Here is a 24,506-nt window from a genome sequence, read left to right as displayed (position 1 = left end):
AGTGCTCCTCGGGCAGACGATCTCCATGAGGGCGCAGGATCCGGCGACCCGCAAAGGCGGCGACCCGCCCTGGAGCCTCAGGGGGCAGGGCGGGCGCCGACCGGCTGGCAGCGGGGGCACCAGAAGGTCACCCGTGCCTCGCCCGGAGGGCCCTGGTCCGCCCGCTCGATCCGGGTGCCGCATCGCCGGCACGGACGGCCCGCCCGCCCGTACACCCAGTGCTCCCGCCCGCGCCCCAGCTGACCGGTCGTGATGTGGCCGTGCCGCTCCTTGTTGGCGTCCAGAAGGCGCTGAGCGAGCTGCACGAGGCCCGAGATGTCGGGAACGTTCCCAACGGCGGTCCACGGGTGCACGCCCCGCAGGAACAGGACCTCGGCCTTGTAGACGTTGCCGATCCCGGCGACCCTCGTCTGGTCGAGCAGCGCCTCGCCGACCGCCCGGTCCGGGTCCTCCGCCAGCCGCGCGACCGCCTCGGCCTCCAGCCGCGGCCCCCAGTCGGGATCGAGGAGATCGGGCCCGAGATGCCCCACCGCCGCGTCCTCCTCGTCGGTGCGCAGCAACTCGACCAGCCCCAGCGAGGACCCGACCGCCTGCCACTCGGCGTTCGCCAGCACGAGCCGCACCCGGTGGTCGCGCGGAGGAGGCCCGGCCCTGCGGATCTGCCAGCGCCCCTCCATCATCAGGTGCGTGTGGACGGTCAGCCCGCCCTCCACCCGCACCAGGAGGTGCTTGCCGCGCGACACCGCGTCCAGCACGGTCCGCCCGCGCAGATCGGCCGTCGCGTACCGCGGCACGCGGAAGTCCGAACGCGTCAGCACCCGCCCCTTCAGCGCCTCGCGCAGGCGCCGGGCGGTCAGCCAGACGACGTCGCCTTCGGGCATCTCAGATCAGCGAGGGGCTTTCCCAGGCGGAGGGGTCCTCGGTCAGCTTCTGGACGGGCTCCGGCAGCTCCCCGGCGGCGATGTGCGCGAGCGTGACCTGCTCCAGGATCGCCCGCTCGCTGGCGCGCAGCGCGATCCACACCTCCTGCAGGGAGTGCGCGGGCCCCTCGTACCCCACGTGCTCGGGCCGCTCGCCCCGCACGCCGAGCAGCGGCCCGTCGACGGCGCGGATGATGTCGGCCAGCGAGATCCGCTCGGCCGGACGCGCCAGCCAGTAGCCGCCCTCGGGCCCCCGCTGGCTCCGGACGATCCCGGACCGGCGCAGCTGTCCGAGGATGTTCTCCAGGAATTTGGGCGGAATCTGCTGGGCCTCCGCGAGCTGCACCGCGGTCACCGGATGACTCCCGGCGACCGCCAGCTCGGCGGCGGCACGCAGCGCGTAGTCGACCCGGGCGGACAATCGCATAACCCCATTATCCCTTGCCGATAGAACTACTTCGGTTCCTTGCCCGTCAGGATTTGTACCTACAAGTATGTACACTTCGATGACGACCCGATCCCGAAGGGATGCGTGACCATGCCGCTCGTCCGTATTGATGCCCTCCGCATGGACCCGCACCGGCTGGAGGTCCTGGGAGACGCGGTACACCAAGCCCTGATGGAATCGATCGGGTTCCCCGCCGAGGACCGCTTCCAGATCCTGACGAGCCACGACGGCGCCGCGAGCACGCTCAAGCACGGCACCTACCTCGACATCCCTCGCGACGACGGCATCGTCTACATCGACATCACCATGCGCGCCGGCCGCACCGACGACCAGAAGAAGAAGCTCTACGCGCGCGTCTGCGCCCTGGCCCACGAGCGCGCCGGCGTGGCCCCTCACAACGTCTTCATAGTCGTCCACGAGAACACCCCCGCGGACTGGTCCTTCGGCCACGGCCAAGCCCAGTACCTCGAATAACACGACGCGCCCCCCGGAACCGGGCTCTTGTCCGGAGGGCGCGCCGTGGGTCCTGCTAGCCGCGCGACGAGCTCAGCCACCACCGCAACCACGCAACGACCTCAATGGTCGCGATCGCGTCCGAAGGCAGGTTCGAGCGAAGCAAGAACCTGATCGCGCAGCGAGCCGCAAGGCGAGACGGAGCGATGCCAGCGATCGCCGCTTTTCTCGACGATGGAGGGCCGCCAGGCCCGAAGGAGGAGAGAAATGCAATCAGCACAGACCCAAGAGCTCTGCGGCGGCTTGGGCGTTGGCGGCGGCGGCGCCGTAGGTGGCCAGGTGGACGGCGGGGACGGGGCGCCAGACGGGGAGGCCCATCTCGACGACGACGGTGTCGGGGCGGGCGGCCAGCAGGGCCGTGGTGAGGGCGCGCTGGGCGGCGTGGCGGTGGGCGTCCCGGAGGACGACGATGAGGCCGCGTCCCTTGGCACGGTCCAAGACACCCTCCACCGTCCCGTCCGCGTCGTCGGCCCGGACGGCGTCGGGCGCCCACGGGTGCAGGCCCCAGGGGGTCGGGCCGACCGCGATGTTGCCGGACGACTCGGTCTCGACGACCAGGGGCGGCCCGCTCCAGGCGGGCAGCGTGCCGGTCAGGCGGAGGGCGCGGCGGGCGGCCTCCAGGCCGGCGGACCGGTCGACGACGGCGGGGCTGCGCCCGGCGAGCCACTCCCGGAGCAGGCGGGTGCGCTCGGCCGCGGCCGCCAGCCTGGCGAGGGGGAGGCGCCCGGTCCGGACGGCCTCGTCGATCGCCGCGAGGGTGGCCTCCACGGTCTCGGCGTGCTCGTTCGGGCCGAGGCACAGCAGGTCGGCGCCCGCGATGAGGGCCCGCACGGACGCCTCCGGGATGCCGATCGCGCCGCTCGCGCCCTCCATGTCGAGCGCGTCGGTGACGATCACGCCCTCGTAGCCGAGGCGCTCGCGCAGGAGGCCGGTGATCGCGTCCTGGGAGAGGGTGGCGGGCGCCCCGCGCGTGATGGACGGCAGGTTGAGGTGCCCGGTCATCACCGCGCGGGTGCCGGCCGCGATCGCCGCCCGGAACGGGACCAGCTCGCGCCGGTCCAGCAGGTCCAGGTCGGCGTCGACGAGGGGGATCGCCAGGTGGGAGTCCTCCACGGTCGCGCCGTGGCCGGGGAAGTGCTTCGCGCAGGCGGCGACGCCCGCCTCCTGCGTGCCGGTGACGGCGGCGGCGGCGTGCCGCGCGACCAGTGCGGGGTCGGAGCCGAACGAGCGGGTGCCGATGACCGGGTTGTCGTCGGCGGTGTTGACGTCGACCGACGGCGCGAAGTTGAAGTTGACGCCGACCTCGGCCAGTTCGGCGCCGAGCGAGCGGTAGATGCGGCGGGTCAGCTCCGGGTCGTCCACGGCGCCGAGCGCGGCGTTGCCCGGGTAGGGGCTGCCGGTCGCGTGGCCGCCGAGCCGGGTGACGTCGCCGCCCTCCTCGTCGATCGTGACGAACGGGTCGCCGGCCTTGCGCATCTGCGCGGTGAGCGCGGCCAGCGACTCCGGGCTCGGGACGTTGCCGGTGAGCGCGAACAGCGTGACGCCGCCGAGTCCCGCCTCCAGCTCGTCCAGGAGCCAGCGCGGTGCGGTCGCGCCGGGGAACGACGGGAGCAGCGTGCCGCGGGCGAGCCGGGCGATCTCCGCCGTGGTCGCGATGTCGTCGGTCGTCACCCCTTCACCGCCCCGGCGGTGAGGCCGGACACCATGCGGCGCTGGACGACGAGGAAGAAGGCGATGACGGGAATGGTGAGCAGCGTGGACGCTGCCATGATGGGCCCCCAGGCGTTGCCGCTGCGGCCGAAGAAGAACTGCAGCATGATCGGCAGGGTGTACTTGGTCTGGTCGTCCAGGAACGTGAACGCGAAGATGAACTCGTTCCAGGCGGTGATGAAGGAGAAGATGCTGGTCGCCACCAGGCCGGGGGCGACGAGCGGGAGCAGGACCCGGAAGAACGTCCGGACGGGCCCGGCGCCGTCGATGGCGGCGGCCTCCTCCAGCTCGCGCGGCACCGCGGCGACGAAGCCGCGCAGCATCCAGATCGCGAACGGGACGGCGAAGCCGATGTAGACGACGACGAGGCCGGCCAGGCTGTTCAGCAGGTCCAACTGCTTCAGGTCGAGGAACAGGGGGATGACCAGCGCCTCGCACGGGACCATCTGCACCACCAGCAGCATGATCAGGAACGTGGTGCGGAACCGGAACCGGAAGCGGGCGACGGCGATCGCGGCCATCAGCGAGAGCAGCCCCGACACCAGGACGGTGACGAGCGCCAGGATGGCGCTGTTGCGGAAGTACTCCCAGAAGGAGACCTCCGCGATGCCGCCGTTCAGCACCAGGTCGAAGTGCTCCAGCGTCGGGTGGGACGGCAGCGGCTTCGGCGTCGTGCTGAAGATCTCGGTGTTGGGCTTGAAGGCGGTGGAGGCCATCCAGAAGACGGGGAACACCGCGATCGCGAAGACGAGCAGCCCCGTCCCGTTCAGCAGCAGCTTGCGCGGCAGGCGCCTCATCGGGTCTCCCCCTGACGGACCATGACCCGCACGTAGAGGGCGGTGACGACGAGCAGGATGAGCGTCAGCACGAGCGCGATCGCCGAGCCCATGCCGAGCTTCGGATTCAGCGAGCCGAACGCCTCGGAGTAGCCGTACAGCGACAGGTTGAACGCGTCGCGGTTGGCCATTCCGGCCATGATGAACAGCTGCGTGAAGACCTTGAAGTCCCAGATGATCGACATGACGATCAGCACGAGGAAGATCGGCTTGAGCATCGGGTAGGTGAGGCTCCAGAACGTCCGCCACGGGCCCGACCCGTCCACGCGGGCCGCCTCGTACAGCTCGCCCGGCACGCTCTTCAGCCCGGCCAGCACGGACACCGCGACGAACGGGCACGCCTGCCAGACGACGCACACGGTGAGGACGGTGTAGGTGGACAGGGGCGTGGCGAACCAGTTGTAGTCGCTCCAGCCGCCGCCGACGAGGAAGTCCGGCAGCAGGTCCAGGCACCAGTTGACGAGGCCGCCGGTGGTGCCGAACAGCCAGCTGAAGATGATCGCGGCGGTGACCGGCGGGGTCGCCCAGGCGACCATCACGCCGCCCGCGACGAAGCCCGACATCCGCTTGCCGAGCTTGTGGAGCAGCAGCCCCACCAGCGTGCCGACGACCAGGGTGAGGGACACCGCGACGGCGGCGAACAGCACGGTGTGCCGGAGGGTCTGCCAGAAGAACGGGTCGTTGAAGATCTTGTCGAAGTTCTCGGTCCCCACCGACTCGGCCGGCTCGCCGCGCAGCTGGCGGTTGCCGACCTTCTGGAACGACATGATCCCGATCTGGATCATCGGCCAGAACATCAGGACGGCGATCACGACCACGGTGGGCGCGATCAGCAGGTAGGGCCCGAGGCGGGGCGCGCGGCGGGGCCGCGCCCGGCCGGAGGATCTCCGGCCGGGCGCTTTCCGCACCGCGGGAGCGGTGTCGAGCATGGACGTTCCGATCAGCCGGGTACTAGGGGTTCAGCAGCGTGTTGGCCTGCTCGTTCGCCTTCTTCATCTCCTCCTCGGCGGACTTGCCCTGCATGATGGCCTTGACCGCGTTCGGCAGCACCTTCTTGGCCTGCTCGAACTCGCCCCAGCCGGCGCTGATCGGCGGGAACTTCGTGTTGCCCGCGATCGAGGTGAAGACCTCCAGCTTCGGGTCGGAGAACTTCACGTCCGACCGCATGGAGGAGAAGCCGCTGTAGTCCGCCCAGATCTTGGCGTTCTTGGCGTTGTTGAGGATCGTGATGTAGTCGAAGGCCGCGGCCTTGGCCTTGCTGTCGTTCCACACCGCGAGGTCGGAGCCGCCCGCCATGACCGGGGCGTTGCCGCCGGTCTTGCTCGGGATCGGGAAGACGCCCCACTTGTCGGCGTTCTTCGCGGAGACCTTCTTCATCTCCTTGAGCGCCCAGCTGCCGTCGACGTACATGCCGAGCTTGCCGAGCGCGAAGTCGCGCTGCGGGCCCTCCAGCTCGTTCTTGCCCACGTACTTCTCGGGCGCGACCTTCTCGGTGGTGACGAGGCCGGCGTAGTACTTGACCGCCTCGACCGCCGGCGGCTGGTCGAGCTGCCCCTTGAAGCCGCCCTTGCCGTCGTCGACGGCGACCTCGCCGCCGTTGCCCCAGATGAAGCTGAGCAGCGCGTTGGTCTGGTCGCTCGGGATGCCGATGCCGGGGACCTTCTTGGAGTCCTGCACCTTCTTGGCCGCGGCGGTCAGGTCCGCCCACGTCTTCGGCGGCTGGATGCCGAGCTCCTGGAACCAGTCCGTCCGGTACCAGACGCCGCGGACGCCCCCGTACCACGGCACGGCGTAGGTCTTGCCGTCCGCGGTGTCGTTGCCGAGGGCGGACTTGTTCAGCGTCTTGCCGTCCGCCCAGCCCTCGTACTCGTCGGTGATGTCGGCCAGGCTGCCCTGCTCGATGTGGGACTGGACGTCGGTGTTGCCGAGCTCGGTGACGTCGGGCCCCTCGCCGCCGGCCGCCGCCTTCTGGAAGGTGGTGGCGACCTGCGGCCACGGCACGTACTTGATCTGGACGTCGGTGTTCGGGTGCTTCTGCTTGAACTCCGCCTCGACGCCGTCGAGGATCTTGGTCTGCTCGGGCGTGCCGTCGCCCATCATCCAGACCTTGAGCTGCGCCGGGTCCTTGCCCCCGTCCTTGCCGTCGCCGTCCTTGCTGTCGCCGCCGCAGGCCGTGGCGGCCAGGGCGATCGCGGCCGTCGCGGCCGCAACCTTGATGTACTTCACTGGGGATCCTTTCCGGCATCGCCTCGCGCGGCCTTGTGGCCTGCGGTGCGGGTGGAGACGGCGCGGACCCTTTAGGGTCCCAGCCATGCCCTCCTCGCGTTCGCATCGCTCGCGGGCGCCCTGCTCGCCAGTCCGCGCTCTGCGCGCGCCTCCGGCCCGGGGTACCGTGCCGGTCGGCGCTTGGGCGTAAACTAACAAGAAACTTTCCTAAACAAAACTGCTCGTTAGCGGATTGAGACATCAGGGGTGCCAGGATGGCAAGACGCCCGGGAACGCCGCGGCTGCTGCGTGAGCTGAACGACCGCGCGGCGCTGGACCTGCTCGTGGAGCAGGGCCCGCTGACCCGTGCCCAGATCGGCGAGCACACCGGGCTGTCGAAGGTGACCGCGTCCCAGTTGCTGTCCCGGCTGGAGGAGCGCGGGCTGGTCTCGGTCGTGGGGGAGCAGGCCGGGGGGCGGGGCCCGAACGCCGCGCTCTACGCGGTCGTCCCGTCCAGCGCGTACGTCGCGGGCCTGGAGGTGGGACCGGACGGGGTCACGGCCGGCGTCGCCGACATCACCGGGAACATCGTCGCCCAGGTCACCGTCGACCCGAACGGCGCCGACGAGCCGGTGAAGATGGTGCACAGCGCCGTCGTCAAGGCGTGCCGCTCGGCCAAGGTCGCGGTGTCGAGGCTGAGCGCCTTCGTCATCGGGACGCCCGGCGTCGTCGACCCGCGCTCCGGCGACGTCCAGTTCTCCTTCGACCTGCCCGCCTGGCACGAGGGCGTCCTCGCCGCGCTGCGCACCGACCTGCGCCGCCCCGTGACCATCGAGAACGACGTGAACCTCGCCGCCATCGCCGAGCGGGCCTACGGGGCCGCGCGCGACGCCGACGACTTCGCGCTCATGTGGTTCGACCGCGGCATGGGCCTGTCGGTGATGCTGGGCGGGCGGCTGCACCGCGGCCGGTGGGGCGGCGCGGGGGAGATCGGCTACCTGCCCGTCCCGGGGGCGCCGCTGCCGGTCGGCGCCGCCCGCCGCGCGGCGCAGGACGAGGGCGTCACCGAGTCGACGACCTGGGGGATCCCGACCCTCGCCGGCGGGTACGGGGCCCTGGTGGGCGCGGACGCGGTCCGCGCGCTCGCCCACCAGCACGGCATCGCCGAGCCCACCGCCGTCGACTGCGTCCGCGCGGCCGCCGCCGACGAGGACCGCGGCGGGGCGTTCCTCGACGAGCTCGCCGACCGCATCTCCTACGGCGTGACCTCGGTCAACATCGTCCTGGACCCCGGGCTCGTGGTGCTGTCGGGAAGCCTCGGCCGGGCCGGCGGGTGGCCGCTCGCCACCCGCATCGAGGCGATCGTCGGCCGGATCAGCCCGACCCGTCCCGCCGTCGCCGTCACCGGCGTCACGGGCAACCCCGTCCTGCGCGGCGCGCTGCACGCGGCCCTGGAGCAGGCCCGCGACGACGTCTTCTCGGCCGCGGGGGCCTAGCAGGACGACGCGTGCGGGAGGACGCGCCCGCGGAAGCGGGAAGCGCCCCCGCCCGGCCGGCGGAGGCGCTTCCCGATCGCGCGATGGACCGTTCCCCTACGCGTCCCCCGGAGCGGCTCCTACTTGGCGGACGCCGCCGCGACGGCGGCCTCCTTGTGCCGCCGCGGATCGTTCAGCGCGCGGTCGATGACGGTCTGGCTGATGATCTGGCGCTTGCGCCGGAGCGCGGCGGCCTTGCGTGCCGTAGGTGTCATGGCGAAACCCCGTTCCGCGGTGGCGCTTTCCCCTTGGCCACCGCAAACCCCGTGATGCGTCCATGGTCTCAAACGAAAGGGCCGGGGGGTATCCGCCCGAGGAATGAATTCGAGGTCAGACCAACAGCGGAGGAGCACCCTGGACACCCCCCGGGGCCGCGCGCTGAGATCATGGGAACGCCGTCTTCCACCTGCCCGTTGGGGGAACCGTGAGCGACGAACCGAGGGGACGCCATGGCGCTGCGTGACCGGCTGCGGCGCCTCGTCCAGAAGCCGGGGAGCGTCGATCTGGCGCCGCTGCGCGCCCTGGCGGACGAGGCCGGGGCGCGCGAGTCCCGCGTGCGGGAGCTCTCCGACGCCGAGCTGACCGCCGCCGCGTCCGTCCTCCGCGAGAAGGAGGACCTCGCCGAGCTGTGCGCCCTCGGCCGGGAGGCCGCCCGCCGGACCCTCGGGGAGCGCCCCTTCGACGTCCAGCTCGTCGGGACGCTCGCGCTGCTGTCCGGGCACGTCGCGGAGATGGCCACCGGCGAGGGCAAGACCCTGGCCGGCGCCCTGGCGGCGGCCGGGTACGCGCTGCGCGGCCACCGGGTCCACGTGATGTCGGTCAACGACTACCTGGCGCGGCGCGACGCCGAGTGGATGGCCCCGCTCTACGCGATGCTGGGGGTCACCGTCCGCTGGGTCGGCCAGTCGTCCACGCCCGACGAGCGGCGCGAGGCGTACCGGGCGGACGTGACGTACGCGCCGGTCAGCGAGGTCGGGTTCGACCTCCTGCGGGACCGGCTCGCCACCGGCGCCGCCGACCTCGTGCTCCCCGAGCCGTCCGTCGCGCTCATCGACGAGGCCGACTCGGTGCTGGTGGACGAGGCCATGGTCCCGCTCGTGCTCGCGGGCGCGGCCGACTCGGGCACCGCCGACCCGCGGCACGCCGACCTGGTCCGGCGGCTGCGCCCCGGGCTGCACTACTCCACCGACGACGAGGCGCGCAACGTCCAGCTCACCGCGGCCGGGGCCCGCGAGGTGGAGCGCGTCCTCGGGCTCGACCTCTACGCCCCGGAGAACCTCGGCACGCTCACCGCGGTGAACGTGGCGCTGCACGCGGAGGTGCTGCTGCAGCGCGACGTGGACTACATCGTCCGGGACGGCGCGGTGAAGTTGATCAGCGAGTCGCGGGGCCGGGTCGCCCTGCTGCAGCGCTGGCCGGACGGCCTGCAGGCGGCGGTCGAGGCGAAGGAGGCGCTCGACGCCTCCCCGAGCGGGGAGATCCTCGACTCGATCACCGTGCAGGAGCTGATCGGGCGCTATCCCGTGCGGTGCGGCATGACGGGCACCGCGATGGCCGTCGCCGGGCAGCTGACCGAGTTCTACGGGCTGCAGATCGCGGTCGTCCCGCCGAACCGGCCGTGCGTCCGCGTGGACGAGCCCGACCGCCTCTACGCGACCGCCGCCGACAAGGAGGTCGCGATCGTCGAGGAGATCGCCGCCGCGCACGCCGACGGCCGCCCGGTCCTCGTCGGGACCGGCGACGTCGCCGAGTCCGAGCGGCTCGCGCGCCGGCTCGCCCGCGCCGGGCTGGACCGGGTCGTCCTCAACGCCAAGAACGACGCCGAGGAGGCCGCGATCATCGCGGAGGCGGGCGCGTACGGCGCGATCACCGTCTCCACGCAGATGGCCGGGCGGGGCACCGACATCCGGCTGGGCGGCAGCCCCTCGCCGACCGCGCCCGGGACGGCCCCCGCCGAGCACGACGGGACCGACCACGACCGGGTCGCGCGGGCCGGGGGCCTGCTGGTCATCGGGACCGGCCGCTACCACAGCAGCCGCCTGGACGACCAGCTCCGGGGCCGCGCGGGACGGCAGGGCGACCCCGGCGGCTCGGTGTTCTTCACCAGCCTCCAGGACGACCTCGTCACCCGCTACGCGCCGGACGAGGAGTCGAAGGCGCCCGCCGGCGACGACGGGCTCATCACCGACAAGGGCGCGCACTGGATCGTCGGCCACGCCCAGCGCGTCGCGGAGGGCGTCGACCTGGAGCTGCACCGCAACACGTGGCGCTACAACCACCTGATCGGGCTCCAGCGGCGCGAGGTGCTCGCCGAGCGCGACGCCGTCCTGCACGGCGACGCCGCCGACCGGGCCATGGCCGCCGACGCCCCGGCGCGGCACGCCGAGCTCACCGGGACCGCGGGCGCCGAGGCGGTGGCGGCCGCCGCCCGGCAGATCGTCCTGTACCAGCTCGACCGCTGCTGGGCCGAGCACCTGGCCTTCCTCGCCGACCTGCGCGAGGGCATCCACCTGAGGTCGCTCGGCCGGGGCCTGGACCCGCTCATCGAGTTCAACCGGGAGGCCGTCCCGGCGGGCAAGCGGCTCCTCGGCGACGCGCGGAAGCGCTCGGTGGCCGCCTTCGAGGCCCTCACCGCGTCCGAGGACGGCATCGACCTCGACTCGGCGGGGCTGAAGCGCCCCTCGGCGACCTGGACCTACCTCGTCCACGACAACCCGTTCGGGTCCCTGGACGAGCGGGCCCTGCGCGGGCTGATCAACATGTTCAGGGGGCGGCGGCGCTGAGCCTCCGGGGGATGATCGCCTCGGCGGCGGCCCGGGCGGCGGCGGCCGCGTCGCGGATGCCCGCGACGCTGAACGCGACGACCGCGCCCTCGTGCAGGATGAGCAGCTGGTCGGCGAGCACGCCGTCGCCCACCAGGTCGGCGTAGAGGGCGCGCACCCAGGCCTTCTGCTCGGCGGCGACCCCGTGCACCGGATGGGACGGGTCGGGCAGCTCGGCGCAGGCGTTCACCATCGAGCAGCCGCGCCCGCACTCGGTGGCCAGCCATTCCCCGAGGGCGTCGAACGTGGCGAGGACCCGCTCGCGGGGGTCGCCCGCCTCTGCGATCCGCTCGGTCATGAAGGCGCGCCACCGCTCGTCGCGGGCGCGCAGGTAGGCCAGGATCAGCGCTTCCTTGGAGCCGAACCGGTCGTAGACGGTCTTCTTCGTGACGCCCGCCTCGGCGGCGATCAGCTCCATGCCGACGGAGCCGATGCCGCGCTCGTAGAACAGCTCGCTCGCGACCTGGAGCACCCGCCGGGCGGCGGGGGTGAGCGGCCGGTCGTGCACGGGCATCGGGACTCCTTCCGCTGGGGTGACCCTGAGTATACATACCGGTATAGCTACCGTTGTAGCTATACCGGTATGTATACATAGGGAGGGTTCATGCGCGACCGCCGATCGGACGTCCTGCTGGGCGCCGCGTTCGTCGTCATGTGGAGCTCCGGCTTCGTCGGCGCCGAACTCGGCACCCGGGCCGCGCCCGCGAGCGCGCTGCTGGCCTGGCGGTTCATCATCGGCGCCGGCGCGCTCGCCGTGTGGCTGCTGTGGCGCCGGCGCCGGATCCCGCCCCGGGACCTGGCCCTGCACGCGCTCATCGGGACGCTGGGACAGGTCGGCTACCTCGCCGGCGTGTTCCTCGCCGCCCAGCACGGCGTCGCCGCGGGGATCAACAGCCTCATCACGGCGCTGCAGCCGCTCGTCGCGGTCGCGCTCGCCGCGCCCGTGCTCGGCGAGCCGGTCGGCCGCCGGCGGCTCGCCGGGTTCGTCGCCGGGCTCGGCGGCGTCGCGCTCGTCGTCGGCGGCGACCTGGACGGGAGCGCACCCGCCTGGGCGTACGCGCTGCCGTTCGCCGCGATGCTCTCCCTCGTCGGCGCCACCCTCGTGGAGCGCCGCACGCGCCCCTCGCTGGAGCTTCCGGAGGCCCTGGCCGTCCAAGCGGGGGTGAGCGCGGTGGTGTTCTCGGGCTTCGCCGGTGCGGACGGCTCCCTGGTCCCGCCCGCCGACCTCGTCTTCTGGACCGCCATCGCCATCCTCGTCGTGCTGGCGATGTTCGGCGGCTACGGGCTGTACTGGGTCAACGTCCGGCGGACGGGCGTCGGCCGCGTCTCCGCCCTGCTCTACCTCACCCCGCCCACGACGATGCTGCTGGGCTGGATGATGTTCGGCACGACGCTCACCCTGCCGTCACTCCTGGGCATGCTGGTGTGCGCCGCCGCCGTGACCGTGGCGCTCCGGCGCCCGCGGGATCAGGAGCGCAGGCGCAGCCCGCGCGGCGTGGGGTGGAATCCGGCCGACTCCAGGGCGGCGGCCAGCGGGGAGTCGCCGATCGCCTCGCCGTCGGCGCGTTCGACGGTCAGCTTGCCGAGCGCTCCCTCGCGGACGGCGAGGGCGAGCGCGTCCACGGCCGGTTGCAGGACGCCCGGATCGTCGTCCCAGGTCAGGAGCGTCCGGCCGCCGCGTTCGACGTAGAGGACGAGGCGCCCTTCGACGAGCACGACGAGCGCGCCGGCCTTGCGGCCCGGCTTGTGGCCGCCGGCGACCTCGTCGTCGCGCTCGGGCCAGGGCAGGGCCGCGCCGTACGGGTTGGCGGGGTCGGCCGCCGCCAGGACGAGCGCACGGACCTCGGGCTTGCGGGGCGTCTCCCAGAGGGCGGAGATGTCGTCCGGTGCGGCGGCCGTCGCAGGGCGGAGCGCGCGGAGCCGGTCGACGGCCCCCGGCAGCGCGAACTGGGCGGCTCCGAGCCCCTCGACGAAGTACCCCCGCCGGCAGCGGCCCGTCTCCTCGAACGCGCGCAGGACCGGGTAGACGGCGGAGAAGCCCCCAGGGGTGCGTTCGGCCGCGACGGCGCCGCGGATGACGATGCCGTACCGCTCCAGGAGCGATTCGGCGAGGGCGTGCGAGCGCAGGGTGGCGGTGGACTCGCGCTCGGGGAGCGGCCACCAGCGTCCCGCGACCGTGGGCGGACCGGTCCGGGACGGCAGGACGGGACGCCCGCGGCGCGTCGTCCGGGACCGGTGCGTCGGACGGCCGGACCCGAGCGCGGACCGCAGCGGGGCCAGCGTGTCGTTGGTGAGATGGCCGGCCCAGACGAGATCCCACACGGCGGTGACGAGGTCGGCGTCGCTCGCGGTGACCTGCTTGTTCACGCGGTCTGAGAGCGTCCGGAAGAACAGCGCGCCCCCGTCGCCGAGGGCGTCCAGGACGGCCTGGTGCGCGGGCGTGAGCGTGATCTCGGCCGGGTGCGGCATGAGCAGCGGGGCCGTGTCGGCCAGGTACAGCGCCACCCAGCCGTCGCCGCCAGGCAGCCCGCCCTGGCCCGCCCACACGACCTCGCCGGCGGACGTCAGCTCGTCCAGCATGGCCGGGGTGTAGCCGGGCACCCGCGAGGGGAGGATCAGCGACTCCAGCGCGGACGCGGGCACGGCCGCGCCCTGCAGCTGCTCGATCGCCTGGACGAGCGCGTCGATGCCCCGCAGCCGCGATCCGCCCGAGATGCCGTGCCAGGCCGGGAGGAACCGGCCGAGCGACTCCGGCGGGGACGGCTCGACCTCGGCGCGCAGCCGCGCCAGGGAGCGGCGCCGCAGCATGCGCAGCACGCCCGTGTCGCACCACTCGGTCGTCAGCGGCCCCGCCACGGACCCGACCGGCAGGAACTCGCCCTCGACGACGCGCCCCGCGCCGGACAGCCGCCGCAGCGTCTCGACGACCACGGCGACGCCGAGCCCGAACCGCGCGGCGGGCTCGGCCGCCCGGAACGGCCCGTGCGTGCGCGCGTACCGGGAGATCAGGTCGCCGAGCGGGTCGTCGACCGGTTCGAGGAACGCCTCCGGGACCCCCACCGGGAGCGGCGCGCCGAGCGCGTCCCGCAGCCGGCCGGCGTCCTCGATCGCGGCCCAGCGCTCCTCCCCGGCGATCCGCACGCGGATCGCCCGCCGCGTCGCCTCCAGCTCCGCCAGCCAACGCGACACCTGGACGAGCACCCCATCCGGGACGCCCCCGCCCGCGCCCGCGGCCCCAACCTCTCCCGCACGGGTCCCGGTACGCGCGGCCTCTGTACCGCCGGTGTCTGGACCGTCGGCGTCGGTACCGGCCGTTTCGGTACGGGCGGCCTCGATATTGGCGGCCTCGGTACCGGCGGTGTCCGTGCCGGTGGCCTCCGCCGCGCCTGGGGCAGGGCCGGCTGCCGCGTTCTCGGCCGATGGCAGTGCCGCGCCGTCGTCCGCTGGGGCGTCGACGCCCGCGAGGAGGGTGCGTTCGGCCGTTTCCGCCGTGGTGAGCGGGCCGAGGGTGCGCAGGAGGTCGGCGACGCCCTCCAGGTCGCGGGCGCGGCGGTCGGCTGCGAGGCGCTGGAGTTCGCGCTCGGTCTCGGCGACGGCGTCGGGGTCGAGCAGCTCGCGCAGGTCGGCCTGGCCGAGCAGCTCGGCGAGGAGCGCCGAGTCGAGCGCGAGGGCCTGCGCGCGGCGCTCGGCCAGCGGCGAGTCTCCCTCGTACATGAACGCGCCGACGTAGTGGAACAGCAGGGAGCGCGCGTAGGGGGACGGCTCGGAGGTCTCCACCTCCACCATGCGGACCTTACGCCCGGACATGTCGCGCATGAGCTGCACCAGGCCGGGGACGTCGAACACGTCCTGCAGGCACTCGCGCATCGTCTCCAGCACGATCGGGAACGACGGGTACTTGCTCGCCACGGCCAGGAGCTGCGCGGCGCGCTGGCGCTGCTGCCAGAGGGGCATGCGCTTGTCGGGACGGCGGCGGGGGAGCAGCAGGGAACGCGCAGCGCACTCGCGGAACCGGGCTGCGAACAGCGCCGATCCGCCGAGCTCGTCGACGACGATGCGCTCGATGTCGTCGGCGTCGAAGACGGCCAGGTCGAGGCCGGGAGGCTCGTCCATGTCCGGGATGCGGATGACGATGCCGTCGTCGGCGTGCATGGCCTGCGCGTCGACCCCGTACCGCTCGCGCAGGCGGCCGGCTATTGCGAGCGCCCATGGCGCGTGCACGCGCGCGCCCAGCGGTGAGTGGACGACCATGCGCCAGTCGCCGAGTTCGTCGCGGAAGCGTTCGACCACCATCGTGCGGTCGTCGGGTACGTGGCCGGTGGCCTCGCGCTGCTCGTTCAGGTAGGAGACGAGGTTGGCGGAGGCCCAGCCGTCCAGGCCGGAGGCGGTGACGCGCTCCTGCGCCTCCTGCGGGGACAGCCCGACCAGTTCCCGTGTGAACGTACCGAGCGCGCGGCCCAGTTCGGCGGGCCGCCCCAGCGTGTCGCCGTGCCAGAACGGCAGCTTGCCGGGCTGGCCCGGAGCGGGGGAGACGAGCACCCGGTCGGGGGTGATGTCCTCGATCCGCCAGGAGCTCGCACCGAGGACGAACACGTCGCCCACGCGCGACTCGTACACCATCTCCTCGTCGAGTTCGCCGACGCGCGACGCCTTCTCCCCGACGAGGAAAACTCCGAAAAGCCCCCGGTCGGGGATCGTCCCACCGCTGGTGACGGCGAGCCGCTGGGCGCCCGGACGGTCGCGCAGGACGCCGGTGACGCGGTCCCAGACGAGGCGGGGGCGCAGCTCGCCGAACTCGTCGCTCGGGTAGCGCCCGGCGAGCATGTCGAGGGAGGCCTCCAGCGCCGACCGGGGAAGCGTGGCATAGGGGGCGGCGCGCTTGACGAGGGCTTCGAGGTCGTCGACCGTCCACTCGTCCATGGAGACCATCGCGACGATCTGCTGGGCGAGGACGTCGAGGGGGTTGCGCGGGTACCGGAGCTCCTCGATCTCGCCGCCGCGCATGCGGTCGGCGACCACGGCCGTCTGTACGAGGTCGCCCCGGTACTTGGGGAAGATGACGCCCTTGGACACGGCGCCGACCTGGTGACCGGCCCGCCCGACCCGCTGGAGCCCGTTGGCGACCGAAGGCGGCGACTCCACCTGGACGACGAGGTCCACCGCGCCCATGTCGATGCCCAGTTCCAGGCTGGACGTCGCCACGACCGCGGGCAGGCGGCCCTCCTTCAGAGCGTTCTCGATGCCGGCCCGCTCCTCCTTGGAGACGGAGCCGTGGTGCGCCCTGGCGATCTCCAAGGGCGCCCCCTTGGCCGCACCCGCCTGGGCCATCGCCGCCGCGGGGGAGTGGTCCTCCGGCAGCGGCTCGCCGGCGGCGCGTTCGTAGGCGAGTTCGTTCAGCCGGCCGCACAGCCTTTCGGCAAGGCGCCGGGAGTTGGCGAACACCAGCGTCGAGCGATGCGCCTGGATGAGGTCGAGCAGGCGGTCTTCCACGTGGGGCCAGATGCTGCGCTGGCGCGGGTCGGCCGCCCCCGAGTCGTCGACGAACTGGCCGACCTCGCCCATGTCCTCCACCGGGACGACGATGTCGAGCTCGAAGACCTTCTCGGAGGGCGGCTGGACGACGGTGGCGGGCCGCGTCCCGCCGAGGAACGCCGCGACCTCGTCCGCGGGGCGGACCGTCGCCGACAGGCCGATGCGCTGGGCGGGGCGTTCGAGGAGCGCGTCCAGCCGTTCGAGGGACAGCGCGAGGTGCGCGCCGCGCTTGGTGCCCGCCACGGCGTGCACCTCGTCGACGATGACGGTCTCCACCCCGCGTAGCGACTCGCGCGCCCGCGAGGTGAGGATCAGGAACAGCGACTCCGGCGTCGTGATCAGGATGTCGGGCGGCTTGACGGCCAGCCGGCGGCGCTCGTCGGCCGGGGTGTCGCCCGACCGCATCCCGACGCGGACGCCGGGCTCGGGCAGGCCGAGGCGGCGCGCCGCGTGGCGGATGCCGGCCAGCGGGGCGCGCAGGTTGCGCTCGACGTCGACGGCGAGGGCCTTCAGCGGCGACACGTACAGGACGCGGCAGCGGCGCAGCGCCTCCTCGGGCACGGGCTCGGTGGCGAGCCGGTCGAGGGACCACAGGAACGCCGCCAGGGTCTTGCCGGACCCGGTCGGCGCGACGACCAGCGTGCTGTCGCCGCCGGCGATGGACTCCCAGGCCCCCGCCTGCGCGGGGGTGGGTGCGGCGAACGCCCCGGTGAACCAGGCGCGGGTCGCCGGGGAGAAGCGTTCGAGCACGTCACCGCCCATGGCGCCATACTGCCTCGCCGGTCGGACAGAATGCGCCCGAGTGGCGCGCGTCACCTCAAAAAGAGCGAAGCGATCGGAGGGTGTGGGGGTCGTCCCCCACAGAAACTCTTGTAAGCAAGCGCTTGTGTGGGCAAGGTATGGCGGGCACGCCAATGCTCCGCAAAGGGAGTCCTGATGCCTTACGTCCTCCTCGCCCTGGGCCTCCTGTTCGCCCTCACGGCCGCCAACGCGTACGCCCCGCGGCGCAGCCCCCTGCTGCTCGCGGGGAGCTTCTTCGCGGGCTGGCTGACGATCGAGCTGGCGCCGCATGTCCTGGTCGTCTGGGCCGCCGCCACGGCGCTCGCCGCGGCCTTCGGGGGACTGGACGGCTGGGCCGGGTGGGCGGGGCTCGTCCTGGCGATCCTCGGCATGGCGGGAGTCGCGGCCACTCTCGCGGCCTCGCGCCGTACGGTCGTCACCCTGCGGGAAAGCGGCGCGCCCCTCGACCTCGACCCGGAAGGCGCGCCGCGCTACCCGCTCGGCCACCTGATCGTGCCCCCGCTGTGCCTGGTCCCTCGCAGGGGAGTGAAGGTCGAACGCAACATCGTGTACCGGCAGGAAGGCCGCCTGCGCCTGAAGGCGGACGTCTTCCGTCCCGCCGGTGAGCGCGATGCCGCCGGACGTACCGGCGGCGGGCCGCGTCCCGGGCTCATGCAGATCCACGGCGGAGCCTGGGTGATCGGCGACAAGCGGGAGCAGGGTCTGCCGCTGCTCAACCACATGGCCCTCCAGGGGTGGGTCGGCTTCAACGTCAACTACCGGCTCAGCCCCCGCGCCACCTGGCCGGACCACCTGGTCGACCTGAAGCACTTCGTCGCCTGGTACAAGGAGCACGCCGAGGAGTACGGAGCGGATCCCGACTTCCTCTGCGTGACCGGCGGTTCGGCAGGCGGGCACCTCACCGCGATGGTGGCCCTCACCGCGAACGTCCCGGAGTTCCAGCCGGGCTTCGAGGACGCCGACACGACCGTGCAGGGCGCGGTCCCGTTCTACGGCGTCTACAACTTCTTCGAGCCGGGCCCATGGCCTCGCCCCATGGGCGACACACGTCTCCTGGAGCGGATGGTCGTCAAGCGGCCCTTCGCGGAGGACCGGGAGGCGTACGCCAAGGCGTCCCCGGTCACCTACATCCGCGAGGACGCGCCGCCCTTCCTCGTCATCCACGGCAGCCGCGACTCGCTCATCCCGGCGGCCGAGGCCCGCCGCTTCGTGGAGCGGCTGAGGGAGGTCTCGGACTCGCCCGTCCTCTACGCCGAGATGAAGGGCGCCCAGCACGCGTTCGACGTGTTCCCCTCCTACCGGACGGCCAGGGTCATCGAGGGCGTCGAACGGTACCTGACGGGACTGCACCGCCAGTACCGCCAGGGCCGCGCTCCCGAGGTCCCCGGCGAAGTGACGCGGTCCTTGGGAGAGCCGACCGTCGGATAGCGTGGGGCATGTGCGGCTCACAGTTTTCTGGGATCGGATGAACCAGCAGTTCGGCGAGCACTACGCCGAGAGCGTGGCCAAGGACTACGTCATGGCCGAGCTGGACGGCCGCACCATCGAGCAGGCCCTCGCCGACGGCGAATCCGCCAAGAGGGTCTGGCGGGCCGTCGTCGCCACCTTCGACGTCCCCTCGACCCTGCAGTAGGGGCCCGCTACAGCGGGATGCGGTGCGGGACGAACGACGACGTGTCGTCGGTGATGAGCCCGGACGTCTCCCTGATCCCGATCCCGGCCGCCCCGTCGTGGACGACCCACGCGCCGAGCACGGGGTGCTCCCCGTCGAACTCCGGCAGCGCGCAGAACTCCTGGAAGACGTAGCCTTCCGCGCCGTAGTCGCCCTGGGTCCGCTGCTCGGAGCCGTCCGGCGTGACGATGCGCATGCTCGCGCCCTCCCGTCCGAGCAGCGGCTTCTGCACGTAGGAGGTCAGGTCCGACGGCGTGTTCAGGTAGGTGGGCAGCAGGTTCGGATGGCCTGGGAACAGTTCCCAGAGCAGGACGAGCAGGGCCTTGTTGGAGAGCACCATCTTCCAGATCGGCTCTATCCAGGATGTGGGCGTGCCCGGGATGTGGCGCCCGAACGGCTCGGCGACGATCCACTCCCAGGGGTAGAGCTTGCAGAGCGTCCCGATCTCCCGCTCGTCGAGGTCGACGAACCGCCCGCGCGCGGCGTCCCAGCCGATGTCCTCCATGGCGATCGCCACACCCGGCAGGCCCGCCTCCTCGGCGGTCTCCTGCATGTAGGCGATCGTCATGACCTCCTCGCCGGTCTCGTCACCGGTCGTCCAGGCGAAATGGACCGGCCCGCCGTCCACGGCGGGAGCGAGTTCCTTCCAACGCGCCACGAACCGCTCGTGGATGGAGTTCCACTGGTCGTCCCCAGGATGGGTGTCCTGCAGCCAGTACCACTGGACGACGGAACTCTCCACCAGGGCGGTCGGCGTATCGGCGTTGTACTCCAGGAGCTTGGCGGGGCCCCGGCCGTCGTAACGCAGGTCGAACCGCCCGTACAGATGGGGGTCGCCGCGCCGCCACGACTCCTCGATCAGTGGCGCCACCCAGTCGGGGATGCCGAGGACGTGGTAGCGCCCGGTGGACACGACGTGCTCCACGACCTCCAGGCACATCCGGTGCAGTTCCTCGACGACGCCTTCGAGGGCCAGCACCTCGTCCATGTCGAAGACGTAGTGCACGGACTCGTCCCAGTAGGGCCGGGTCAGATGCTCGGGGTGCGCGGTGCGGTGGAAGGCCAGGCCGTGCGCCTCGACCTTCTCCGCCCAGCCCTCGCGCGGCTGAGAACGAACACGGCGCACGGGTCAGCTCCCGCCCCGGCCGCCGCCGCCGAAGCCGCCCCGGCTCAGCGTCCGCCCGCCACTCGACTTGATCTTCCCCTCCGGCCGGTACCGGCTGCCGCCGGACACGAAGCCGGAACGGCTCTTCCCGCCGTAGTACCAGAAGTAGCGGCCGTAGGAGGGCGACCCGTGGTCGATGTCGCCGGTGTCGCAGTAGCCGTCCGAAACGACCTTGTACCCGCTCTTGCCCTTGGCCGGCGCGTTCCGGTCCACGCACCGCGCCGTGGTCGAACCGGAGCCGCAGGCGACGAGGGTCAACGACAGGGCGCTCACCATCCCCACCTTCACGGCGCGGGAGCTGAGCCGGCGAGGGGGCTCCTGTGGGGGCAAGAGAACACGTCCTTCTCACGCAGGGACCGACCGGACGGTCAGGGCCGTCACAGGCCATAAGACGATGAAGACCTTAATCCGGTTCGATCACGCCCACATCAACCTGTGCGGCCGCTAGTCCGGTACCGGGAGATGCGCGTAGAGGTCCATCGCGTCCACGGACGACGGCAGGTCGCTGACCTGCCCGTCTCCGACCTCCACGACCCGCCAGGCGCCGTCCGTGCGGCGGGCCAGGTCGGTGGTGATGAACCGGCACCCCAGCGCGCGGACGGCGGGAGCCACCGTGCCCAGGTCGGGATCGAGCTCCACGCCCGGACTGTCGGGATGCGGACCGACCAGCGCGGGCTCGCCGTCCACCCACCACACGCGCGCTTCACCCGCGTCGTCGTACTGCTCGAACTCCCGCACGACGAGGCCGCCGGCCAGATGGTCGTCCCGGAGCGCGACCATCTTGGCCGCGATGTCGTGCAGTTGGGCGAGGTTCTTCACGTCGGGGACGAAGCACGCCTCCTCCCACTCGTGCTTGCACGACTTCACGTAGTCCTTGACCACGCCGGGCCCGCTGCGCAGCGGCTTGACGAGCTCACCCAGCTCGCCGAGGGGGCCGGGGTCCTGGCCCGCGCCGAGGGGGCGCCACACGCTGTGCGGGGTCAGCCCGGCGAACGTGTCGTGCCAACCCGGCAGCTCGTGTGCGCGGCGGTAGTCGTCCGGGTGCGTCAGGAGGACCGTGCCGCGCTGTTTCAAGGCGGCGGCCATGGCGCCGTACTCGTCCGCCGAGAGCATCCACCCGCGGTACCAGACGGGGCCCAGGTCCGAGGGGACCGCGTCGACGGCGTCCTCGACGTCCCCGCGCCGCAGCGCGTCGTGGTCGATCAGGGCGATCTCGCCGTAGTGGTCCCGCACGGCGGCGGCCTCGCGGGCGAAGTGGGGGTCAACGCGCCGGGGGTGGAGCGGATCGACGCAGAAGAGGACGGTCAGCGTCATGATTGGAACCCTCCGTCAACTCCGCCAGGTTACGGGTCGGGGGCCACGATCGCACGGAGATTCCACCGCAAATCGGCATGTGGGACGATGATCGAACGGATGTTCGGTAAGCTGGTCGCGGCCCGCGGCGCCGCCGTCGGAGCGTCCAGGGGTCGAAAGTGTCGGTGGCCCGCCGTAACGTCGCCCTCGACATCGCAAGCAGCGGCCGAGAGCCGACACACCACAACGAGAAGGACATCTCAATGGCAGCGAACGACCGGGAGAAGGCTCTCGAGACCGCACTCGCCCAGATCGAGCGGCAGTTCGGCAAGGGATCGGTCATGCGGATGGGCGAGGAGGCGCGGGCGCCCGTCGAGGTGATCCCCACCGGCGCGATCTCCCTCGACATCGCCCTCGGCATCGGCGGCCTGCCGCGCGGCCGCGTCGTCGAGGTGTACGGCCCCGAGGGCTCCGGCAAGACCTCCATCGCGCTCCACGCCGTGGCGAGCGTCCAGAAGAAGGGCGGCATCGCCGCGTTCGTCGACGCCGAGCACGCGCTCGACCCCGAGTACGCCGCGAAGCTCGGCGTCGACATCGACGCCCTGCTGGTCTCCCAGCCCGACACCGGCGAGCAGGCCCTGGAGATCACCGACATGCTGATCCGCTCCGGCGCGATCGACATCGTCGTCATCGACTCCGTCGCCGCGCTCGTCCCCCGCGCCGAGATCGAGGGCGAGATGGGCGACAGCCACGTCGGCCTCCAGGCCCGGCTCATGTCGCAGGCCCTGCGCAAGCTCACCGGGGCGATCAACCAGACCAAGACCACCGCCATCTTCATCAACCAGCTCCGCGAGAAGGTCGGCGTCATGTTCGGCTCCCCGGAGACCACCACCGGCGGCCGCGCGCTGAAGTTCTACGCCTCCGTCCGCCTCGACGTCCGCCGCATCGAGACGCTCAAGGACGGCACCGAGGCCGTCGGCAACCGCGTCCGCGTCAAGGTCGTCAAGAACAAGATGGCCCCGCCGTTCCGCGTCGCCGACTTCGACCTCCTCTACGGCCAGGGCATCAGCCGCGAGGGCGGCCTGATCGACCTCGGCGTGGAGCACGGCTTCGTCCGCAAGTCCGGCGCCTGGTACACCTACGACGGCGACCAGCTCGGCCAGGGCAAGGAGAACGCCCGCAACTTCCTCAAGGCCAACCCCGACCTCGCCGACGGCATCGAGAAGAAGATCAAGGAGAAGCTCGGCATCGGCCCGAAGGTCGACAAGGAGGCCGAGCCCGCCGCTCCGGCCGCCGCGCCCGAGCCCGCCGCCGCGGCCCCCGCGAAGGCCCCCGCCGCCAAGCGGGGCGCCAAGGCCGCCAAGGCGGGTGATTCCTGACCGGGAATCCCCCGAGGCGGGTGACTCTTGACGACGAGTAAGCGATGATCTCGTATGCAGGGCGGCGGCGCCTACCCCGGCACCGCACGACCGGTGCCCGGAACTTCCCCGATGGCGCCGCCGCTCCCACGCGCACTGCTCCCACGGCCCCCGCTTCGTCGGCCGCCGCTCCCACGGCCACCGGCACCGTCCGGACCGGCGCCCGATGACGGACGCGCGCGAGACGGCCCCGGAGACCGGGGCCCACGAGACCGCCCCAGAGGCGAGAACCCGCGAGACGGGCCCGGAGACGAAGGCCCGCGCGACCGATCCGGAGGCGAAGGCCCGCGAGATCTGCCTGCGCCTCCTGGCAGCCTCCCCCCGCACACGGGCCCAGTTGGCGGACGCGCTGCAACGCAAGCACATCCCCGACGACGTGGCCGAACGCGTGCTGGGCCGCTTCACCGACGTCGGCCTCATCGACGACGAAGCCTTCGCCCAGGCCTGGGTCCAGTCCAGGCACGCCGGCCGGGGCCTGGCCAAGCGCGCACTGGCCGCCGAACTCCGCCGCAAGGGCGTCCCCGACGAGACCGTCAACGACGCCGTGGACGCCCTCGACCCGGCGCAGGAAGAGCAGACGGCCCGCGCCCTGGTCGCCCGCAAGCTCCGGGCCACCCGAGGCGCCGACCCCGCCAAGCGCATGCGCCGCCTGGTCGGCATGCTCGCCCGCAAGGGCTACTCACCCGGCCTGTCCTACCGGGTCGTGAAGGAAGCCCTGGCGGAAGAGGGCACCGACCCGGAAACCCTCCCCACCCCTCTCGACTGATCGCCCGCCACCCCCGCCACGGCGCCACGAGCCCGAAGGACCGAGCGGCCCCAGAAGCCCACGCGATCCGAAAGGCCGTGTGAGCCCGGAAGGGCACGCCGGGTAGCGGCGCGTAAGCCGGAAGGCGCGTGAGTCTGCAACGGCACGTGAGCTTGGAAGGCCGTGCGAGCCGGAAGGGCGTGCGAGCCGGAAGGCCGGCGCGGGCCCGGAAGGCCGGCGCGGGCCCGGAAGTCCCTCCGAGCCGGAAGGCCGTGTGAGCCCGGGAGGGCACGCGAGCCGGAAGGCCGCGTGGGCTAAGAAGGCCGCGCGAGCCGGAAGGCCGCGCGCGGGCCCGGAAGGCCGTCCGGGCCGGAAGGGCGCAGGAGCCCGGAAGGTCGTATGAGCCAGAAGGGCACGCCGGGGTAGCGGCGCGTAAGCCGGAAGGCGCGTGAGTCTGGAAGGCCGCGTGAGTCCGGAAGAGCGCGCGGGGTGAGGGTGCGCGGGTGAGGGGCGCTGCGAGAGGGCGCGTGGGGGCAGGGGTGGGGTGGTGGGTGGGGAGCGGGGATGTGGCGGGTGCGGGGGTGTCGGGGGGCGACACGCCGGGGCGGGGGAGGGGATGACTCCGGGCGATCGGTTCGTGACTTCGGTGGGGGCGTGATGGTGCAGGTGGTGCGGGGTCAGAGTGGTCAGGGGAGGCGGTAAGGAAGGAGTCACGCCGACGTTCGGTTAGTCCGGAATGCCCGTCGTTTGCTTGCTCATTACCTCTGTGCCGCTTACCGTTACGGCAGTGAGGAGTTACTCCGCGTCTTGCGGATTGCCATACGACCGAGCACGTTCCAGCAGCTGAGAGGCATAAAGGACACGTTCGTCGACCGGATTCGGCCGGGTCGC

The 24,506-nt window shown here is 72.5% G+C and carries 19 protein-coding genes and 1 pseudogene; 8 read left to right on the top strand and 12 right to left on the bottom strand.

All coding sequences use genetic code 11. The annotated features are described in order from the left end of the window. Nucleotides 1-77: 77 nt before the first annotated feature. Nucleotides 78-881 (bottom strand): DNA-formamidopyrimidine glycosylase family protein, encoded by an 804-nt coding sequence (locus AB0C21_RS01240; protein ID WP_500202097.1) that lies wholly within the window; start codon nt 879-881, stop codon nt 78-80. Between the two features lies 1 nt (nt 882). Further along, a complete protein-coding gene (locus AB0C21_RS01235) occupies nt 883-1,347 on the bottom strand; it encodes an RrF2 family transcriptional regulator (protein WP_500202096.1) in 465 nt (154 codons plus the stop codon). 111 nt (nt 1,348-1,458) lie between these two features. Between AB0C21_RS01235 and AB0C21_RS01230 the strand changes: the two genes are divergently transcribed. Continuing rightward, nucleotides 1,459-1,842 carry a tautomerase family protein gene (locus AB0C21_RS01230; protein WP_500202095.1) on the top strand — a complete coding sequence of 128 codons (384 nt, stop codon included), beginning with the start codon at nt 1,459-1,461 and terminating at the stop codon, nt 1,840-1,842. Between the two features lie 252 nt (nt 1,843-2,094). On the opposite strand, the gene AB0C21_RS01225 is transcribed toward AB0C21_RS01230, so the two are convergent. From AB0C21_RS01225 to AB0C21_RS01210, 4 genes are read right to left on the bottom strand one after another with little or no spacing between them, the layout of a single operon-like run. Next, on the bottom strand, nt 2,095-3,552 hold the full coding sequence (locus tag AB0C21_RS01225; protein ID WP_500202094.1) for a glycoside hydrolase family 3 protein: 1,458 nt from the start codon (nt 3,550-3,552) through the stop codon (nt 2,095-2,097). Then, the gene (locus AB0C21_RS01220) at nt 3,549-4,388 is read right to left on the bottom strand and encodes a carbohydrate ABC transporter permease (protein ID WP_500202093.1); all 840 of its coding nucleotides are present in this window, start codon (nt 4,386-4,388) and stop codon (nt 3,549-3,551) included. The genes AB0C21_RS01225 and AB0C21_RS01220 overlap by 4 nt, the downstream gene beginning before the upstream one ends. Further along, nucleotides 4,385-5,356: a carbohydrate ABC transporter permease gene (locus AB0C21_RS01215; protein ID WP_500202092.1), complete on the bottom strand. Its 972-nt coding sequence runs from the start codon at nt 5,354-5,356 to the stop codon at nt 4,385-4,387. The genes AB0C21_RS01220 and AB0C21_RS01215 overlap by 4 nt, the downstream gene beginning before the upstream one ends. 22 nt (nt 5,357-5,378) lie before the next feature. Further along, nucleotides 5,379-6,653: an extracellular solute-binding protein gene (locus tag AB0C21_RS01210; RefSeq protein ID WP_500202091.1), complete on the bottom strand. Its 1,275-nt coding sequence runs from the start codon at nt 6,651-6,653 to the stop codon at nt 5,379-5,381. Between the two features lie 254 nt (nt 6,654-6,907). Between AB0C21_RS01210 and AB0C21_RS01205 the strand changes: the two genes are divergently transcribed. Further along, a complete protein-coding gene (locus AB0C21_RS01205; protein WP_500202090.1) occupies nt 6,908-8,128 on the top strand; it encodes an ROK family transcriptional regulator in 1,221 nt (406 codons plus the stop codon). 119 nt (nt 8,129-8,247) lie between these two features. On the opposite strand, the gene AB0C21_RS01200 is transcribed toward AB0C21_RS01205, so the two are convergent. After that, nucleotides 8,248-8,382, bottom strand: coding sequence for a hypothetical protein (locus AB0C21_RS01200; RefSeq protein WP_500202089.1), 135 nt, complete (start codon nt 8,380-8,382; stop codon nt 8,248-8,250). A gap of 234 nt (nt 8,383-8,616) precedes the next feature. Here AB0C21_RS01200 and secA2 point away from each other — a divergent pair, with 234 nt between their 5' ends. Next, on the top strand, nt 8,617-10,950 hold the full coding sequence (gene secA2 / locus AB0C21_RS01195) for an accessory Sec system translocase SecA2 (RefSeq protein ID WP_500202088.1): 2,334 nt from the start codon (nt 8,617-8,619) through the stop codon (nt 10,948-10,950). On the opposite strand, the gene AB0C21_RS01190 is transcribed toward secA2, so the two are convergent. After that, complete coding sequence (locus AB0C21_RS01190) at nt 10,931-11,503, bottom strand: TetR/AcrR family transcriptional regulator (RefSeq protein ID WP_500202087.1); 573 nt, start codon at nt 11,501-11,503, stop codon at nt 10,931-10,933. The genes secA2 and AB0C21_RS01190 overlap by 20 nt on opposite strands. 90 nt (nt 11,504-11,593) lie before the next feature. On the opposite strand from AB0C21_RS01190, the pseudogene AB0C21_RS01185 reads away from it, so the two are divergent. Continuing rightward, nucleotides 11,594-12,379 (top strand): annotated as a pseudogene (locus AB0C21_RS01185) (DMT family transporter); the annotation flags it as partial. A 77-nt stretch (nt 12,380-12,456) separates the two neighbouring features. On the opposite strand, the gene AB0C21_RS01180 reads toward AB0C21_RS01185, so the two are convergent. Continuing rightward, nucleotides 12,457-17,283, bottom strand: a complete 4,827-nt coding sequence (locus AB0C21_RS01180) for an Lhr family helicase (protein ID WP_500202086.1) — start codon at nt 17,281-17,283, stop codon at nt 12,457-12,459. A 174-nt stretch (nt 17,284-17,457) separates the two neighbouring features. On the opposite strand from AB0C21_RS01180, the gene AB0C21_RS01175 reads away from it, so the two are divergent. Together AB0C21_RS01175 and AB0C21_RS01170 are read left to right on the top strand one after the other, a co-directional pair. Then, on the top strand, nt 17,458-18,750 hold the full coding sequence (locus tag AB0C21_RS01175; protein ID WP_500202085.1) for an alpha/beta hydrolase fold domain-containing protein: 1,293 nt from the start codon (nt 17,458-17,460) through the stop codon (nt 18,748-18,750). 10 nt (nt 18,751-18,760) lie between these two features. Next, on the top strand, nt 18,761-18,955 hold the full coding sequence (locus AB0C21_RS01170; RefSeq protein ID WP_500202084.1) for a DUF3046 domain-containing protein: 195 nt from the start codon (nt 18,761-18,763) through the stop codon (nt 18,953-18,955). A gap of 7 nt (nt 18,956-18,962) precedes the next feature. On the opposite strand, the gene AB0C21_RS01165 is transcribed toward AB0C21_RS01170, so the two are convergent. From AB0C21_RS01165 to AB0C21_RS01155, 3 genes are all read right to left on the bottom strand, one after another. Further along, on the bottom strand, nt 18,963-20,120 hold the full coding sequence (locus AB0C21_RS01165; protein ID WP_500202083.1) for a glutathionylspermidine synthase family protein: 1,158 nt from the start codon (nt 20,118-20,120) through the stop codon (nt 18,963-18,965). A gap of 3 nt (nt 20,121-20,123) precedes the next feature. Next, the gene (locus AB0C21_RS01160) at nt 20,124-20,435 is read right to left on the bottom strand and encodes a hypothetical protein (protein ID WP_149258052.1); all 312 of its coding nucleotides are present in this window, start codon (nt 20,433-20,435) and stop codon (nt 20,124-20,126) included. 168 nt (nt 20,436-20,603) lie between these two features. Continuing rightward, nucleotides 20,604-21,473: an ATP-grasp domain-containing protein gene (locus tag AB0C21_RS01155; protein ID WP_500202082.1), complete on the bottom strand. Its 870-nt coding sequence runs from the start codon at nt 21,471-21,473 to the stop codon at nt 20,604-20,606. 242 nt (nt 21,474-21,715) lie between these two features. Here AB0C21_RS01155 and recA point away from each other — a divergent pair, with 242 nt between their 5' ends. Then, nucleotides 21,716-22,831, top strand: coding sequence for a recombinase RecA (gene recA, locus AB0C21_RS01150; protein WP_141577386.1), 1,116 nt, complete (start codon nt 21,716-21,718; stop codon nt 22,829-22,831). A 205-nt stretch (nt 22,832-23,036) separates the two neighbouring features. Then, a complete protein-coding gene (gene recX, locus AB0C21_RS01145) occupies nt 23,037-23,636 on the top strand; it encodes a recombination regulator RecX (RefSeq protein ID WP_500202081.1) in 600 nt (199 codons plus the stop codon). Nucleotides 23,637-24,506 lie beyond the last annotated feature (870 nt).

The organism is Spirillospora sp. NPDC049024, from assembly GCF_040649235.1.
Classification (GTDB): Bacteria; Actinomycetota; Actinomycetes; order Streptosporangiales; family Streptosporangiaceae; genus Spirillospora.
The sequence above is the reverse complement of the archived record's forward strand: the minus strand, read 5'-3'. Positions and strand labels throughout refer to the sequence as shown.

Excerpts from the sequence above, each read along its gene's own strand:
- AB0C21_RS01175 (WP_500202085.1), top strand. The coding sequence starts at position 17,458 with ATGCCTTACGTCCTCCTCGCCCTGGGCCTCCTGTTCGCCCTCACGGCC.
- recA (WP_141577386.1), top strand. The coding sequence starts at position 21,716 with ATGGCAGCGAACGACCGGGAGAAGGCTCTCGAGACCGCACTCGCCCAG.
- recX (WP_500202081.1), top strand. The coding sequence starts at position 23,037 with ATGACGGACGCGCGCGAGACGGCCCCGGAGACCGGGGCCCACGAGACC.
- AB0C21_RS01230 (WP_500202095.1), top strand. The coding sequence starts at position 1,459 with ATGCCGCTCGTCCGTATTGATGCCCTCCGCATGGACCCGCACCGGCTG.
- AB0C21_RS01200 (WP_500202089.1), bottom strand. The coding sequence starts at position 8,382 with ATGACACCTACGGCACGCAAGGCCGCCGCGCTCCGGCGCAAGCGCCAG.
- AB0C21_RS01180 (WP_500202086.1), bottom strand. The coding sequence starts at position 17,283 with ATGGGCGGTGACGTGCTCGAACGCTTCTCCCCGGCGACCCGCGCCTGG.
- AB0C21_RS01220 (WP_500202093.1), bottom strand. The coding sequence starts at position 4,388 with ATGAGGCGCCTGCCGCGCAAGCTGCTGCTGAACGGGACGGGGCTGCTC.
- AB0C21_RS01240 (WP_500202097.1), bottom strand. The coding sequence starts at position 881 with ATGCCCGAAGGCGACGTCGTCTGGCTGACCGCCCGGCGCCTGCGCGAG.
- AB0C21_RS01190 (WP_500202087.1), bottom strand. The coding sequence starts at position 11,503 with ATGCCCGTGCACGACCGGCCGCTCACCCCCGCCGCCCGGCGGGTGCTC.
- AB0C21_RS01155 (WP_500202082.1), bottom strand. The coding sequence starts at position 21,473 with ATGACGCTGACCGTCCTCTTCTGCGTCGATCCGCTCCACCCCCGGCGC.
- secA2 (WP_500202088.1), top strand. The coding sequence starts at position 8,617 with ATGGCGCTGCGTGACCGGCTGCGGCGCCTCGTCCAGAAGCCGGGGAGC.
- AB0C21_RS01205 (WP_500202090.1), top strand. The coding sequence starts at position 6,908 with ATGGCAAGACGCCCGGGAACGCCGCGGCTGCTGCGTGAGCTGAACGAC.
- AB0C21_RS01235 (WP_500202096.1), bottom strand. The coding sequence starts at position 1,347 with ATGCGATTGTCCGCCCGGGTCGACTACGCGCTGCGTGCCGCCGCCGAG.
- AB0C21_RS01160 (WP_149258052.1), bottom strand. The coding sequence starts at position 20,435 with ATGGTGAGCGCCCTGTCGTTGACCCTCGTCGCCTGCGGCTCCGGTTCG.
- AB0C21_RS01215 (WP_500202092.1), bottom strand. The coding sequence starts at position 5,356 with ATGCTCGACACCGCTCCCGCGGTGCGGAAAGCGCCCGGCCGGAGATCC.